Here is a 14,110-nt window from a genome sequence, read left to right as displayed (position 1 = left end):
AATACATCAATTTATCTTTCATGTCAACGCTTATTTTTTATTTTTTTCACTTTTTAAAAGGCTTTTTTTACTCACCTTTTATGTAAACGTTTACACAGTTATTCATTAAAAAAAGAAGTTTTCTCACTATTGATAACTCCCTATCCTAAACAATTCACATAGCATCTTTTCCCCCTCCTAATCCTATCTTTTAAAAACATTACATACTCATGCCCTGAATTCATCATACTTTAAGATTTTATTAAAACCTCTAACCAAAACTATGCTATAATGATTAACGCAATGTGAATATATAGATGTATGAAAATAACAACGAATATGATCACATGGACGATAAACTACATTGAATATAGAAAAGAGGTAAAACTACAATATGGATATTCTAGTAAAAAACACCAACCGCAAGTTTCTACCAGTCATCTTAGGTACCGACGCCAATGCCTATGGAATAGCAAAATCCTTCCATAAAGAATATGGAATTACATCTCTCTCTTTAGGGAAAGCTCCTTTATTAGAAACAAAAAAAAGTAACATTGTAAAAGTAATGACCTTTCATGAATTTGATCATGATGATAACTTTGTTAAATATATTGAAGAAGTAGGTAAGACCTATCATCAATATTATGAGCACTTACTGCTCATCGCTTGCGGAGACCGTTATACCGAACTGATTGTTAATCACCGCGATGTTCTGGATAACTATTTTGTGACAAATTACATTTCCAATGAAATGAAAGAAAAATTAGAAAATAAAGAAGATTTCTATCAGATTTGTGAAGAATACGGACTCGACTATCCAAAAACTTTTATTATAACGAAAGCAAATAAAGATAACTTCACTCTACCATTCGACTTTCCTGTAGCGGCGAAAGCCAGCAATTCTATCGAATATGTAGATCTGGAATTTGAAGGAAAGAAAAAAGGCTACCGTGCTGAAAATATGGATGAATTAAGACAAATCCTAGATGCGGTATACAATGCCGGCTATACCGGCAGCATGATCATTCAGGACTTCATTCCAGGTGATGACAGTACAATGTATGTCTTAAACAGCTACTCTGATCGCGATGGTAAAGTAAAAATGATGTGCCTTGGACATTGTGTCAGTGAAGATTATACACCACATGGTATTGGCAATTACAATGCAATCGTCCAACAAGCAAATAAACAGGTATATGCACGCTATCAGAAATTCCTTGAAGATATGCACTACACTGGATTTTCTAATTTTGATATGAAATATGATGTCCGTGATGGTAAATTCAAAGTATTCGAAATCAATATCCGACAAGGTCGCAGCAGCTATTTCACAACTGCGTCTGGATGTAATCTAGTAAAATATCTTGTTGATGATTTGATTGAACATAAGCAAATGGAAACACATTATCACGATAATCCATATCTATGGCTCCATATACCACCGAAATTGTTGTTGAAGTATGTTTCTAAGGATTCTTATGCACAGGTAAAGCAATTAATTCAAGAAAAGAAATATGACACAACACTTTTATATAAAGAAGATCGCTCCTTATTCCGCGCCGTCATGATCCGCCGATTTTATCATATGGCTTATAAAAAGTATAAGCTCTATTTCAATAAACGTGGGATTTAATCATAAACAGCATTCTTGCTGTTTTTTTATTATCATCCTAGTAACCTATTCATTAGAGCACAAGAATGACCTCCCCCTTTTTTCTTTTTCACATTCAGGTGGATCGTACCTTAGTAGTCAAAACTTTTAAATAAGCTCTCTAATTTCTTAAACGTTTTCTTATTTTGTCATATTGTTTCCCTTTTTGATGTATGATACTATTAAGGGCAGGATAGGAGGTGCTCCATGAATTATCAACTAGGTATTATCGGTGGTGTCGGCTCAGAAGCGAGTGCATACCTATATGAAAAAATATTACGTGCAACCAAGGCACCTACCGATCAGGACCATTTAAATATGGTGATATTGAATCATGCCGAGATTGCTGATCGCACGAGCTATATCTTAGATCATACAAATGATAATCCTCTTCCTTATTTTATGGAAGATCTGCATTTACTCAATCAGATTGGGGTAAAACTCATTTTGATTCCATGTAACACTTCGCATTTTTTCTATGATGAATTTCAAAAGGTAAGTCATGCACCTATTTACCATTTGATTGACCATACGACAGAACGATTAAAAAAAGAAGGCATAAAAAGAGTTGGAATATTAGCGACTGATGGTACAATAAAAAGCCAATTGTATCAGAAAAGCTGTGAGTCACAACAGTTAGAATGGGTCATCCCAAATCAGGAAAATCAACAACATGTTATGTCTTTAATTTATGATGATATTAAAGCCGGTAAACCTATTCATAAGGATAAATTAATCAGCATCATCAAAGAGATGGAAGAACAGCAGGTTGAGCGTATGATCTTAGCTTGTACAGAATTATCGATTTTAAAAGAGCGTGAGCAATTAGATGAACGCTTTGTAGATCCCTTAGAAATCGCCATCGACTATACACTTGAAATGTTTCACAAGCAAAAAAGATGATTTTTATACAAATAGTCAAAGGTTTTCGCTATGATCAATAAGATCGATTCGTGAAAACCTTTTTCTATGATATCTTAATATATTTAAGTTTATATAGTATCTGTATTCTTTTTTTAATTGTAAAGCAAGAAGCAACTTTATTTACAAAACAACTTTAATCACTGCATCATACCGCCATTTATTTGCTAACAAATGCAATATATTGCTAATCATGAGAATTCATTGAACTAGTTTTAAATAACAGGTGTTCAAATAAGAACACCTGTTATTTCCACTTATTCTTTTCTTCTATAGTCCATGTAATTTTCTATTTCGTGTCAAAATAGCACCGATAATAGCAATCACAGCTGCCACTGGTGCGATCCTGATAAACATCCACTCAAAGATATGAACCCCAACTCCCTGAACCGCCGTTTCTGGATTACCGTAATCCCAATTTAGATAGGCACTATTTAATGTGAGGAAAAACACAAAAGTCACTACCAATAATAAGCACAATGTGATAAAGGCCCAATGCAAAATCTTCCGCCTTGTTTCCTTCCTTTTTGCCAGTTGTAAATTAATAACTTCAAGTTTTTCTGCTATTACTTTTACATCATCAGCCTCTTGTTCAATAATCGATTCACCGAGTAATGCACTAACTGGTGTTTCAAAAATTTCCGAAATTGAAATTAGCATATCCGAATCTGGAACGGATAATCCATTTTCCCACTTTGATATCGTTTGACGCACAACATTCAATTTGATTGCAAGCTCTTCTTGTGAAAGCCCCTTCGCTTTTCTAATTGCCTTAATATTTTCATTTAACATTTCTAGGCTCCTTTCTCATGTCCTAATACCACTATAAGAAATCCACCCTATTGCTACAAGCAATGCATTTTAACATATTAAAGCCAAGTAAGCCTCAAGAATTCCTTTTATACGAAAATGCAAGTGCAATGATGATCATCTCAGCAACATCCTGCGAATTTAACAACTGCAATCTTAATGTTTTTAACAACACGTTTTTTCATGTGATATCGCTAAGCTTTTCTAAACATCTTTTTCCTCTAAATAAATTGAATTGTTATTTGTGTTAATCTGGATGATTACATCATCGTCTTCTTGTCTGGCCTCTATCTCCCAATGCAAGATAAGACAAATTTCTTTTACAATAGACAATCCCAACCCTGTGGAATCTTTATGGCGAGATTTGTCACCCTTATAGAAGTTATCAAAAAGTTTTGATATTTCAATTGGGTCATTTAAATTATAATTCCAATAGCTAGCTTTTGGATACGGTTGCTATAAAGATAATAAAATTGTACTATACTCTTAAAAACCAAGGTCGCTATATGAAATCCTTTGCTTTGACATAATCGGTAATATATGGACCTTCATTAAAAATATTTAAGATATCTCGTAAATGCCTTATTATTTCAAAAACGGTTGATCATATAGCAAACCGCTTCTTGTACATTCTATATTAAATTAGCAAACCAAAAGTTATCAAATCAGCCTAAACACCATTTTACAATATTTTCAATCAATTCTGTAGGTAATGCTTTATCATAAGGAAAATAAATAGCATTTTTCTTAGTGACAAGTCCTTTTAACTCTAATGCAAAATTTTCAATAGTTTCAACTCCTACATAAAAACTGATATGCTTTTTACAAGCAGAAAATGAGATGGATTTTCCTTCTTTTTCATAATATGGCATACTCCATAATATACGTTCATTTACACAAGGGACACTGTTTTGTATTGCATTCATCATCTCCTTTAAGTGGGAGTGTGTTTCTATAGGTTGCGTATCTATATATTCTAATACTGTTTTAGGAGCTTCTCCACAGTAATGACCTTGATTCGTTCTTTTAAATTCTCTGCCGCATCTTGGGCACATCCACATATATTGTTTCCTCCGTAAATTCTATTTATTCTTTCATTAAATCTATTATGACATCTTATAAACTTGCATACAAATTTAAAACAACCAAAATCACATAGATTGTAATGCTAGTTAATTCTATTTATTGCTTTTCCAAGCCTTATTCTCATATAAATTCCATATCCCCAAACAAAGCACCCTACTGCTAGTGTTATCATTTTTTGTATTGTAGTCTTAGCCACAGCAGATGTCAATGTCATTGTAATAATGATTCCTATAAATATAAGTAATTCTGTTAAAACACGTAGGTTTTCTAATTCATGTTTGGCCATAAACATAGCTAGTGTATTTTGTTCAGATTCTTTTCTTTCCTCAAGCTCATTTAACCTTTTTCCACAGAGTAATTCATTTACACTAATATGTAATGCTTCACATAATTCAAGCATAAGTGATGCATCTGGCATACTTTTACCGGTTTCCCACTTTGAAACTGCTCTGTTTGTTATGCCTAATTTTTCAGCAATCTGTCGCTGTGTCATATTTGATTCTTTCCGACAATCAGCTATAAACCTACCAATTTGAATTTGATTCATTCTTGTCACCTCCTAATCCAAAATATCATACAGAAGATATTAATTCTATACACAATGAGTCGACTATACAATAATCAACCTTTGGTTGATTAAACAACTTATAACTTATCCTTTTTGTTAAATAAGAATTTAACTATTTCTGGTACTCTTTTATTTTATCAAAATAGATATCTAAAAGTTCTTTAGAATAAGTCTTTTCTTCTGTTGAATTTCTGACTTCTTTCCAAAGAATAGATGCTACTTTTAATTTATTAGAATAATTTACACTGTTTTCATCTGCACAAAAATCTTTTAAAAATTGATTCCACTGACAAACTGATTTATCATATTGGGCATAGTTCAATTCGCCATAATAAATTTTCAGCATATCTTGTATTGTAAACGCTATATTTTTTTCACTTTTCACTTTTCTCCATGCTGCGGCCATATTTGCGGTAAATTTAAAAGGTGAAATGCCTGTTAAAGTCGAAAAACACTCTCTAAATTTAGCATTAAAAGAGAATCCACATTCAAGTAATGGTGTATCCAAAGTTACAACATCTACTTGAGCATACTTAGTTTGTTTTGAAGATTTTTTTATCAGATTACCTTTAAAATACTGCTCAATACTATAAATAAGTTCTTGCTTTGTACCTCTATACTCCAATCCTATTGATTTACATATTTGTGAGAGTTCTTCACGATACCAATAGTATTTACTGAACTCCTCAAATGAATTAATATTTATAAAATTAGGTCTATTTTCTACCATTCTTCCACCTTCACAAATCCAAATTTGATTTTTATAAAATCTATTATGACAGTTTATAAACCTAAATACAAGATTTTAAAAACTGTTCCTATTTGAACGCCTAAAATCATATAAACTAAAAATTAGCTCTCAACTTTATTGAATACAACCGTTTTAGTGTTTTAAAATCATTTTTTATTGCAAGTAATAATATATAACGTTCCTTTTCTTATCTCAATTGATTTTATGTTTTCAACATTTTCTGGTAACAGTTTAATAGGTGGAACTATTTTTTCTCTATTTTTGAATGGCTTTCCAAAATAAGGCAGTTTTTCATATTTTTGTGCAACTTTCTCTGTTTCATCACAAATCATGATTTTAGCACCTTTTTTTGCAACCCTAACCATTTCATAAATTGCTTTTTGTTTATCATTAAATAAGTTAATACCACCAATATGATAAACAACATCAAATGAATTATCTTTAAATGGCAAACTCTCAGCATTTGCATAACATAATGTAATCGATAGCTTATATTTATTTTTATTTTTTACACTTTGAAGAAGTTGCCCCATAGATATATCTATTCCGTAATAATCTGCATTTCTTGTTAGATATTTTACATTAGCTGCTGTCCCAATAGATACTTCTAATACCGTTGTATTTTCTTTAATATCAAGATAGTTTAAGTAATCCATCCGTGCTTTTTCTTCACCACCAAAAAAACTGTACCATATCTTTTGACCTATCTCATAGAATGGCGCAAAACTATTATAAAAATCCGTGCTCTTTTTATTTGAACCTTCTATTTCCTCTTTTTGAATAAATTGAATAATTCCGTTTTCATCTTCAACAAATCGTTCCCCAGTTCTATTGTCTATTAAACAATTTTCATCGACTTCTAATTCATTAAGATTATTTGGATTTTTCCATATCTTCTTTTTCATTTTTACATCCTCTGTGTATTTATAACGATATACTTAACACTAAATTCATATCAGTTCTTTTAATTAAATCTATTATGACACTTATAAACAAGAATACAAGATTTCAAAACAGTGTTCCTATTTGAACACTAGACTATATCTATATTTCTTATAAGAATTATCTCTTATTCTTTTATAGATTTCAAACTGTCTGTTTATCTCATCTTCTAAATTTAACATCATACCTTTTGCTTCCAATATACGTTCTATTGCTTGCTCAGGGGTAAGTATATGATATGGTAAAAATAATCCTCTAAACTCTTTCGGCTTTACAATTTTATAGACTCTAATCGATGATAATTCATACGTATATGAAAAATATCTATATAAATACCCTATCCAATACATTTCATTTTTTGTATATTTTACTGATCTTTTTTATATTCTTCTTCAACTTGTTTAATATCTTTTGGTTGTAAATTCATTTGCAAGATACTTTCATTATCTATTGCTTTTACCACTTTACTATTCATAAATCTTCGCATGAATATTTCAGAACTCGTTGATGTTAGATCCATTTAACAGAATCTCATCAATATAATTACCTTTTCCCCTATATTATATTCTCGCTAATTTTACTTTATCATCACCAAGTTTAGAATCAGAAATTCTAATCTCTTTATAGTAGTTCATTATCATATATCACAATACTTAAACAAGTTCAATATAAACTTATTTATATCATAGTACTTAAATAAGTTATATGTATTAAAATAACTTAAAGTAATATTGACAACTAAAAATTCCATGTAATCTTTCAACTTTATAACATCAAACTATGAACTGGCATGAGATATAAAGAATCATTTTGAGTGATATGTAAATACACTCAATTAGCTTTATAAAAAGCAAAGAGTTTTCGATTCAAAGAATATTATCTCCTATCCAGTCATTATATCATTCAGTTAAACACATCTTCATCTATGACTATCAAATAAAGGAAAAGTAATGCTGAAATGGTGTTTATAATTGAATACCTGAAAGCAATCAGTCGAGTAGACTAAGACCTCTCAATCTTAGCCCCTCACAGATCCGTACGTGCGGCTTTCCCGCATACGGCTCCTCATAGTAACATTCGCTTCAATATAAACAATAGTACGTTTTAGGTTTTGCTAACGGGTAATACTTGAGCATTTCCACAAATCCATTCCATGTGTATGCCCGTCTACAACCTCTCCGATTCATGGCTTTGAATAGAAACTGTTGTACTCTATGCAGGAATGTTGTTATCTTCCGAAAATTCCATGTAACACCATAATACCGATAGTGTCCAATTAGTTTTACATTCAACTCTTTAATTATTTCTCGCATTGGTCGATTTCGATTATCGTAAATCCAGTTCTTGTATGCTCTAACCTTTTGCTCAAACTTCTTTCTTGAAGTCTGTACCTTTGGCACGAAACCTCCCTTTCGAGTTTTGCTACAGTAGAAGGTAAATCCCAGAAAATCAAATGTTTCAGGCTTACATTCTCCTCTTGCTCTACGATTCTGCTCTGCAAATCTCCCAAATTCAATCAGTCTGCTTTTACTACTTTCCAGCTCCAGTCCAAACTTTTCCATTCGTTCCTTTAATTCTTTATAGTATCTTTCAGCTTCTGACTTATATTGAAATCCTGCAACAAAATCATCCGCAAAGTTGACGAGAAAACACTCTCCCTGCATTTCCCTTTGCACCACCAGCTTAAACCACAGCGTCAGCACATGATGCATGTATATATTTGCAAGCATCGGACTCATTACTGAGCCTTGTGCCGAACCTTCCTCTGTTGGCTCGAATTTTCCTTGCTCCATTATTCCTGCTTTAAGGTATTTACGTATTAGCCACAATAAGTTCCTATCCTGTATATTCCTTTCAAGGAACTTCATCATCCAATCATGGTCGATATGGTCAAAGAAACCTTTGATATCGGCATCTACGATATAGCTGATTTTTCCATAGCTTATCCGTTGGTATACTTCTTTTATTGCTTCGTGACACCCCCTATTCGGTCTGAATCCATACATGCAGTTTAGGAATCTCGGTTCATAAATAGCTCCCAGTATTTTCTTCACTGCCATTTGTACAATCTTATCTTCATAGGAAGCAATCCCTAATGGTCGTTTCTTTCCATTTCCTTTAGGTATGTATACCCTCAGCGATGGAAGTGGCTTAAAGGATTTGTTTTTCAGCCTTTGTACTAAATCCTTGACATTTCTGTCAAGGTTCTTCCCATACTCATCTTTGGTTACCTTGTCGATTCCGACTGCTTTGCTCCCATCTAATTCCTTATGACATTGCTTTAGCATATCTTCATTTATCAAATGGTACACTGATGTAAATATAGGATGTTTTGATTTTGCCGATATCTCAGCTATTCTTACTAATTTCGTTTCCATTATTTCCTCCGTCCCTGAGTACGGATAATGTGTCCTCAGTAAGACCTTTACTATGCAATCCCCTTCCCTCCATCGGCATTACCCGATATCTACAGTACTATGAGATTGTCCGACTACCTGCCATTCATTTGAAGTCCTCCGTTTTCAGTTGTGACTTCATACTCTTTTTCGAGAAACGGCAGGTTCTCCCCAGTTGATGTGTATTCACAATGTAAAAACATGATTGGTTCTCTGACTCCGCAGTGCCACATAATACTCGCCATATCGTATTACATGGTATTGTCTTCCGCACCAGTTAAGACGTCGACCGACTGAAGTTAACATTTCGAAGCTCAATCACTATTCAACCCTGCTTTCTTGCTGTCTACGCTTGTCAGATGCGTTACCGACATCATCCCAAGACTCGCTATTATCTGGTTGGCTAAACCTTGGATAAACCGGATTCCCACCGGCTTGACTACACACCCTTAGCTGGGCGCACAACTGGAATTTGTTATTTAACAAACTTATTTGCCAATTTATATACTTGATTGATTTCTTTGCTTTCCAACTTCCAACTATCCAGTTCGGTTTTAATCAGCTCTGGATATTTTTTGCTTATATCCCTTAAAGCGTTACCTACCGACTTTCTAACATATGCGCTGGAGTCCTCTCGCAAATCAGCTAATCGTTCAATCGCTTCCATAGGGTTTTCTTTGAAATAAGGTCTGCTTGTCCAAATTCTTAAACCTTCTGTAACAGCCCGTCGAGTATTAGGGTTGCTGTTTTTCAACCATTCATCAATTATTGGAATAGCATTTTCGTATCCTTTTTTCTTACAGAACTCATCAAATGATTTTGCTAATATTTCTTGAACTCTCCAATTATCATCATTAGAAACTGTATAAGGATTTTGGAGGTCAAGCAGAGCGAGATACACGACAAAGTAAGCAGTTCTATCCGCAAAAGCGGCTGGCTTCCCAATCTTTTCCGCAGTATCGTAAGTCGAGCAAAAGACTTCCTGCAAAACCTTATCCGTGAACACGGTATGCCGCCAAAGCCCACGCCTGATATTGATATGGCGGAGTTCCAAACTATGCAAAACCTGATGATACGGGTACAGGACGAAGCAAGAGGGATTAGAAATTTGCAGGACAATGTTCTGCCCAAGCTGAGAACACAGCTTTCAGAGACAACAGGGATTTTCAAGGGCAAGGAACGAAAAGCTCTTACCGAGCAGATACAGCAGACCGAAGCCGAAATCTCCGAAAGGCTTGACAAGCTGCCCGATATTCTGAAAGAGGACGGTTATCCCGATGTGCAGGCGTTTATGGCAACCTACCGAGAGGCGGAAGCCGTTGTAGAACAGTACAACCGCAGTTTTGCCGAGTGGGAGCGACAGGTCAAGGAAAAGCGCAGACCGCAGAAATCGCCCGAAAAAGAGAGCGTCAGAAACAGGCTCAGGCAGTTGCAGGAGCAGGGCAAACAGCAGCAACGCAGAAAGAAATCCTTTGACAGAAACAGCCGATAGAAAACAACGAATGCCACGCTTTGCGAGACATTCTTATGTTAAGAAAAACCGCCGCTATGGTGTTACCCATACACGGCGGCATACATAGTCTTGTCAGCGTTCCTGCTTTTGAATGACGGTTATCTGCAAACCCTTTGCATTGATGTGCGTTTCCTGTTTGCATTTTGGGCAGTAGAGGGGATAGTTTATTAATACGGTATCTTCCCGCAGTCTGTCACGGGTTTTGTTGCCGCAGACAGGGCATAGTATCCATTCTGTTTTCGTGTTCATCACCGTTCTCTCCAATGAAAACTAGTATTCTCCACGCAAACAGCATTATTTAACTTTCTGCGAAGTGAAGTCCTGATACCTTGTGTTGTTCTTGATTTCAGCTTCATTCCCAAAGAATGCCGTTCCGTTGGTTTCAATTCCTTTTAGATAGTAATCAAGCCATGCGATTACATATCCATTTGCCTCATATAAAACTGCCCCATGGTCAACATTATTACTTAGCCTTGCCATTACAACGTCTGTATTCAGTTGCTCAAACATATCTTCCATTTTATACAATGGCGTTACTGTTTCACTGTCAAATTTTCCAGTCCCTGCAATTATCATTGTCGGTATTGTTACATTTTCTAATCTGTAAGCATACATATCATCCGTATCAAGATTAAATCCCCATTTAAGTCCTAATGCTAATTCTTGATTTGTTGGACTTAATGAAATAATTGCTTTATACATATCAGAGTTATCGTATTCTAAGGCTGCATTAAATGCTCCTTCGCCACCTTGAGAATGCCCACAAACTGCAACTTTACTTGTATCTACTTTATCGGCAATTTCTTTTGTATTTAGTGCAAAGTCAAGTGTTTCAGATGCGTGTTTTCCGTCCCAACTTATTTCGTAATTGCATCCTACAACAACATAGCCCCAACTTGCAAAATGTTCAAAAACTGCTTTATACTTATCCCATGGAGTTCCTGAACCATTTACCATAACAACAAGCGGATATGTACCTTCCTCTTTCGGCATATACACCACAAAATTATTATCATGAGAATCCACTTTTGGAGCATCATAAACCTTAGATTCAAATTCGTAACTACCTAATTTGTTATATTCCTTTTCAATAGTTCCTTCTGAGGCTATTGCATTCCAATATTCTTTCGGTGCGTTTTGTTTTCCTGATGCGATGGTCAGAAAAATGACTAAACCAATGACAAGTACCACGATTACCAAAAAAATGATAAGTAAAACTTTTAGCAATTTCTTCATACCCCGCCTATCTCCTTTATTCGCTCATATATTTATTCAAGTATTCTTCGACCTTCGCCATATATTCGGCATACAGCCTGTTGTCGTTCTGCAAACCGTGACCCGAATGAGGAAGCACGATATATTCGTGGGGAACTCCATTCTCGGTCAACGCTTTGTCAAGACGAACAGAGCCTTCATAAGGCTGAAATTTATCGTGCTGACCATATGCCATAACCGTTGGAACAGTATCTTCATTTACCCACAGGAGTGCTGAAGCATCCTTGACAAGTTCGTCATATTCTGCTGTGCCGAACATTTCAGCCGTAACCTCTTTGCCTGTCATCACGCTGAACATTTCCGCGGCGGCCTCCGCGTTTTGGTCAAAACCATAGCATTTCCAATCTTCGGGATAAAACGATGTAGGACCTACCCCTTCAAACGCCATCATTACAGGTACAGGAGAAGAAGATGCGTCACGGTAAGCATAAATCAAAGCAAGGCATCCGCCCGCTGATCCGCCTGCCGTAGCCATACGGTCAATATTGTATCCGAGCTTTCTTGCTTCCTCTATCACAAACGGAATACTCTCTTTAATTTCGTTCGACTGTGAAAGAACACTTGCTTCAGGATGAGCGTCATCACGCAAGGTATAGTTAATTCCGGCTGCAACATAGCCTTTGGAGCAAAGCCACTGTAATATTTCCTTGTCATCCGTTTTATCGCCGCTTGTAAATCCGCCTGCGTGGAGATATACAACTAAACCGTAGCTTTCCTTGCTATCATCAACAGGGAGATACAAATCGAATTCATTTGCGGGTTTCTCTCCGTATGTAAGGTCTGTTCGGACTGTTCCAATCTCATCGCTCCATTGCACTGAATATTGTTGCATTTCGGGAGATTTATAGCTTATTTTAATTACTATGGATGTTACAAATGTGACGATAAAAACCACGATACACAGAAAAACAAACGCTCCTGTTTTCATACCTTTTTTTGTACCCTTTCTCATAGAAAATTACCTCCGAACATCGTTCCGCCGAGCAGTAGGTTCATAACGGCACGGACGGCAAGTCTTCCGAGTACAAAAGCAATGACCATGACAACCAGTATAATGATTGCTCGTTTCATCGTAAGTGACATTTTCTTTCCTCCTGATATTTTTGTTCGCTATTGACATGCGCTTTTGTTCGCATTATAATGATGATACATTTATTTCGTCGTTATTATTGTATCGTCAAATATTTAAGTAATCAAGAGGTGTATTGAAAATGAGACAAAATGCTAAAAAAGTATCACCGATGAGCAACGAGGGGCGGAATGCATATGTTATAAAACATTTGACGGACGCATTTCTTTCGCTGCTTGCAGAGAAGCCGTTAGAAGATATTTCTATCAGCGAATTGGTTGATACAGCGGGTGTTGGAAGGGCCTCTTTCTACCGCAATTACAAGCGAAAAGAAGATATTTTGAAAGCATATTTAGACACTCTTTTCCGTGAGTGGACAGACGAATGGAAAAAGAACGATGGTGTTCCGCTAAGCAAGCAAATCCACACAATGATTGTTCATTTTGAAAAGCACCATTCCTTTTACCAGCTTTTGAACGAAAGAGGACTTACCTATCTTCTGAAAGACGTGATTATCGGTATTTGTGGGCCGAAACCAGAATATGAAAAGACACAGGCTTACACTACGGCGTTTGTTGCCTATACGCTGTATGGTTGGATTGATGTATGGTTTCAGAGGGGAATGGTGGAATCTGCTGATGAAATTGCAGAATTATTTTCTGCACAGGGACTATTATAATATATGACCGAGATTATAAAACGGGAGACGGTATTTATAGACCGTCTCCCATTTGTATTATGCAAATATTAAATCAGCATTGACAATCTCCATAGCTCGGTTGCGAATGTTCGCCATTCGACCAATCCACAGCATTTGATTTTCTGCTTTGAGTGCTTCAGTCATGCCCTCTCTTTCGGCAAGTTGTTTCACCAACCGAGAAAACATTTCTTCCGCTTGCTTATCAATATCGGCAAGATAACTGTTCAGCTTACCGTTTGTCAGAAGCATTGTATAGGCCGCCTTTTTATGCTCTTTCAGATATCGTCTGTGCTGCTGTCCCCAAATGCCGATAGGTCTTTCTTCTTCGGTTGGTAAGGTAAGACAAGGAATATAGTAATCTCCCTGCAACTCATACCAAAGACCGTTTCTTTCATCATAAATATACTTGTCCATTAAAAAATCCTCCGTTATAATATATTCGCACATAT

General features: G+C 35.5%; 17 protein-coding genes. 4 read left to right on the top strand and 13 right to left on the bottom strand.

Going from position 1 to position 14,110, the window contains the following annotated elements; translation table 11 throughout:
* The first annotated feature begins 373 nt into the window (after positions 1-373).
* The gene (locus tag LI241_RS12175; protein ID WP_008690013.1) at positions 374-1,612 is read left to right on the top strand and encodes a hypothetical protein; all 1,239 of its coding nucleotides are present in this window, start codon (positions 374-376) and stop codon (positions 1,610-1,612) included.
* Between the two features lie 225 nt (positions 1,613-1,837).
* Positions 1,838-2,533: an aspartate/glutamate racemase family protein gene (locus LI241_RS12170; RefSeq protein ID WP_008690015.1), complete on the top strand. Its 696-nt coding sequence runs from the start codon at positions 1,838-1,840 to the stop codon at positions 2,531-2,533.
* A gap of 288 nt (positions 2,534-2,821) precedes the next feature.
* Here the strand turns inward: LI241_RS12170 and LI241_RS12165 are convergent, their stop codons facing one another.
* The 8 genes from LI241_RS12165 to LI241_RS12130 all read right to left on the bottom strand — a co-directional run bounded on the left by LI241_RS12165 (position 2,822) and on the right by LI241_RS12130 (position 10,110).
* Positions 2,822-3,343, bottom strand: coding sequence for a helix-turn-helix domain-containing protein (locus tag LI241_RS12165; protein WP_119957642.1), 522 nt, complete (start codon positions 3,341-3,343; stop codon positions 2,822-2,824).
* A 683-nt stretch (positions 3,344-4,026) separates the two neighbouring features.
* On the bottom strand, positions 4,027-4,290 hold the full coding sequence (locus LI241_RS12160; protein WP_368668982.1) for an iron chaperone: 264 nt from the start codon (positions 4,288-4,290) through the stop codon (positions 4,027-4,029).
* A gap of 239 nt (positions 4,291-4,529) precedes the next feature.
* Positions 4,530-4,994 carry a helix-turn-helix domain-containing protein gene (locus LI241_RS12155; RefSeq protein WP_008690026.1) on the bottom strand — a complete coding sequence of 155 codons (465 nt, stop codon included), beginning with the start codon at positions 4,992-4,994 and terminating at the stop codon, positions 4,530-4,532.
* 133 nt (positions 4,995-5,127) lie between these two features.
* Positions 5,128-5,745, bottom strand: coding sequence for an SAP domain-containing protein (locus tag LI241_RS12150; RefSeq protein ID WP_008690028.1), 618 nt, complete (start codon positions 5,743-5,745; stop codon positions 5,128-5,130).
* A gap of 167 nt (positions 5,746-5,912) precedes the next feature.
* The gene (locus LI241_RS12145) at positions 5,913-6,671 is read right to left on the bottom strand and encodes a class I SAM-dependent methyltransferase (RefSeq protein ID WP_008690029.1); all 759 of its coding nucleotides are present in this window, start codon (positions 6,669-6,671) and stop codon (positions 5,913-5,915) included.
* A 404-nt stretch (positions 6,672-7,075) separates the two neighbouring features.
* Positions 7,076-7,228, bottom strand: coding sequence for a hypothetical protein (locus tag LI241_RS12140; RefSeq protein ID WP_008690033.1), 153 nt, complete (start codon positions 7,226-7,228; stop codon positions 7,076-7,078).
* Between the two features lie 562 nt (positions 7,229-7,790).
* Positions 7,791-9,086, bottom strand: a complete 1,296-nt coding sequence (ltrA, locus tag LI241_RS12135) for a group II intron reverse transcriptase/maturase (protein WP_227151331.1) — start codon at positions 9,084-9,086, stop codon at positions 7,791-7,793.
* Positions 9,087-9,579: 493 nt separating this feature from the next.
* On the bottom strand, positions 9,580-10,110 hold the full coding sequence (locus tag LI241_RS12130) for a DNA alkylation repair protein (RefSeq protein ID WP_008690035.1): 531 nt from the start codon (positions 10,108-10,110) through the stop codon (positions 9,580-9,582).
* Positions 10,111-10,161: 51 nt separating this feature from the next.
* Between LI241_RS12130 and LI241_RS12125 the strand changes: the two genes are divergently transcribed.
* Positions 10,162-10,596, top strand: coding sequence for a hypothetical protein (locus LI241_RS12125; protein WP_008690036.1), 435 nt, complete (start codon positions 10,162-10,164; stop codon positions 10,594-10,596).
* 93 nt (positions 10,597-10,689) lie between these two features.
* Here the strand turns inward: LI241_RS12125 and LI241_RS12120 are convergent, their stop codons facing one another.
* From LI241_RS12120 to LI241_RS15840, 4 genes are read right to left on the bottom strand one after another with little or no spacing between them, the layout of a single operon-like run.
* A complete protein-coding gene (locus tag LI241_RS12120; RefSeq protein WP_008690039.1) occupies positions 10,690-10,866 on the bottom strand; it encodes a cysteine-rich KTR domain-containing protein in 177 nt (58 codons plus the stop codon).
* A gap of 45 nt (positions 10,867-10,911) precedes the next feature.
* A complete protein-coding gene (locus LI241_RS12115; protein ID WP_008690040.1) occupies positions 10,912-11,853 on the bottom strand; it encodes a S9 family peptidase in 942 nt (313 codons plus the stop codon).
* A 16-nt stretch (positions 11,854-11,869) separates the two neighbouring features.
* Positions 11,870-12,844 carry an alpha/beta hydrolase gene (locus LI241_RS12110; protein WP_008690042.1) on the bottom strand — a complete coding sequence of 325 codons (975 nt, stop codon included), beginning with the start codon at positions 12,842-12,844 and terminating at the stop codon, positions 11,870-11,872.
* Positions 12,841-12,975 carry a hypothetical protein gene (locus LI241_RS15840; RefSeq protein WP_008690044.1) on the bottom strand — a complete coding sequence of 45 codons (135 nt, stop codon included), beginning with the start codon at positions 12,973-12,975 and terminating at the stop codon, positions 12,841-12,843. Before LI241_RS15840 ends, LI241_RS12110 begins: the two co-directional genes overlap by 4 nt.
* A 128-nt stretch (positions 12,976-13,103) precedes the next feature.
* Between LI241_RS15840 and LI241_RS12105 the strand changes: the two genes are divergently transcribed.
* Positions 13,104-13,640: a TetR/AcrR family transcriptional regulator gene (locus tag LI241_RS12105; RefSeq protein ID WP_008690045.1), complete on the top strand. Its 537-nt coding sequence runs from the start codon at positions 13,104-13,106 to the stop codon at positions 13,638-13,640.
* Positions 13,641-13,697: 57 nt separating this feature from the next.
* On the opposite strand, the gene LI241_RS12100 is transcribed toward LI241_RS12105, so the two are convergent.
* Positions 13,698-14,075: a TnpV protein gene (locus LI241_RS12100; protein WP_008690046.1), complete on the bottom strand. Its 378-nt coding sequence runs from the start codon at positions 14,073-14,075 to the stop codon at positions 13,698-13,700.
* Between the last annotated feature and the right edge of the window lie 35 nt (positions 14,076-14,110).

It is taken from the genome of Longicatena sp. 210702-DFI.1.196, assembly GCF_020563125.1.
Lineage (GTDB): Bacteria > Bacillota_I > Bacilli_A > Erysipelotrichales > Erysipelotrichaceae > Longicatena > Longicatena caecimuris.
The sequence above is the reverse complement of the archived record's forward strand: the minus strand, read 5'-3'. Positions and strand labels throughout refer to the sequence as shown.

Bases quoted from the DNA above. Each gene is read 5' to 3' on its own strand.
- LI241_RS12170 (WP_008690015.1), top strand. From the start codon at position 1,838: ATGAATTATCAACTAGGTATTATCGGTGGTGTCGGCTCAGAAGCGAGT.
- LI241_RS12160 (WP_368668982.1), bottom strand. From the start codon at position 4,290: ATGATGAATGCAATACAAAACAGTGTCCCTTGTGTAAATGAACGTATA.
- LI241_RS12125 (WP_008690036.1), top strand. From the start codon at position 10,162: ATGCAAAACCTGATGATACGGGTACAGGACGAAGCAAGAGGGATTAGA.
- LI241_RS12120 (WP_008690039.1), bottom strand. From the start codon at position 10,866: ATGAACACGAAAACAGAATGGATACTATGCCCTGTCTGCGGCAACAAA.
- LI241_RS12175 (WP_008690013.1), top strand. From the start codon at position 374: ATGGATATTCTAGTAAAAAACACCAACCGCAAGTTTCTACCAGTCATC.
- LI241_RS12155 (WP_008690026.1), bottom strand. From the start codon at position 4,994: ATGAATCAAATTCAAATTGGTAGGTTTATAGCTGATTGTCGGAAAGAA.
- LI241_RS12150 (WP_008690028.1), bottom strand. From the start codon at position 5,745: ATGGTAGAAAATAGACCTAATTTTATAAATATTAATTCATTTGAGGAG.
- LI241_RS12105 (WP_008690045.1), top strand. From the start codon at position 13,104: ATGAGACAAAATGCTAAAAAAGTATCACCGATGAGCAACGAGGGGCGG.
- LI241_RS12115 (WP_008690040.1), bottom strand. From the start codon at position 11,853: ATGAAGAAATTGCTAAAAGTTTTACTTATCATTTTTTTGGTAATCGTG.
- LI241_RS12145 (WP_008690029.1), bottom strand. From the start codon at position 6,671: ATGAAAAAGAAGATATGGAAAAATCCAAATAATCTTAATGAATTAGAA.
- LI241_RS12140 (WP_008690033.1), bottom strand. From the start codon at position 7,228: ATGGATCTAACATCAACGAGTTCTGAAATATTCATGCGAAGATTTATG.
- ltrA (WP_227151331.1), bottom strand. From the start codon at position 9,086: ATGGAAACGAAATTAGTAAGAATAGCTGAGATATCGGCAAAATCAAAA.
- LI241_RS12110 (WP_008690042.1), bottom strand. From the start codon at position 12,844: ATGAGAAAGGGTACAAAAAAAGGTATGAAAACAGGAGCGTTTGTTTTT.
- LI241_RS15840 (WP_008690044.1), bottom strand. From the start codon at position 12,975: ATGTCACTTACGATGAAACGAGCAATCATTATACTGGTTGTCATGGTC.
- LI241_RS12165 (WP_119957642.1), bottom strand. From the start codon at position 3,343: ATGTTAAATGAAAATATTAAGGCAATTAGAAAAGCGAAGGGGCTTTCA.
- LI241_RS12100 (WP_008690046.1), bottom strand. From the start codon at position 14,075: ATGGACAAGTATATTTATGATGAAAGAAACGGTCTTTGGTATGAGTTG.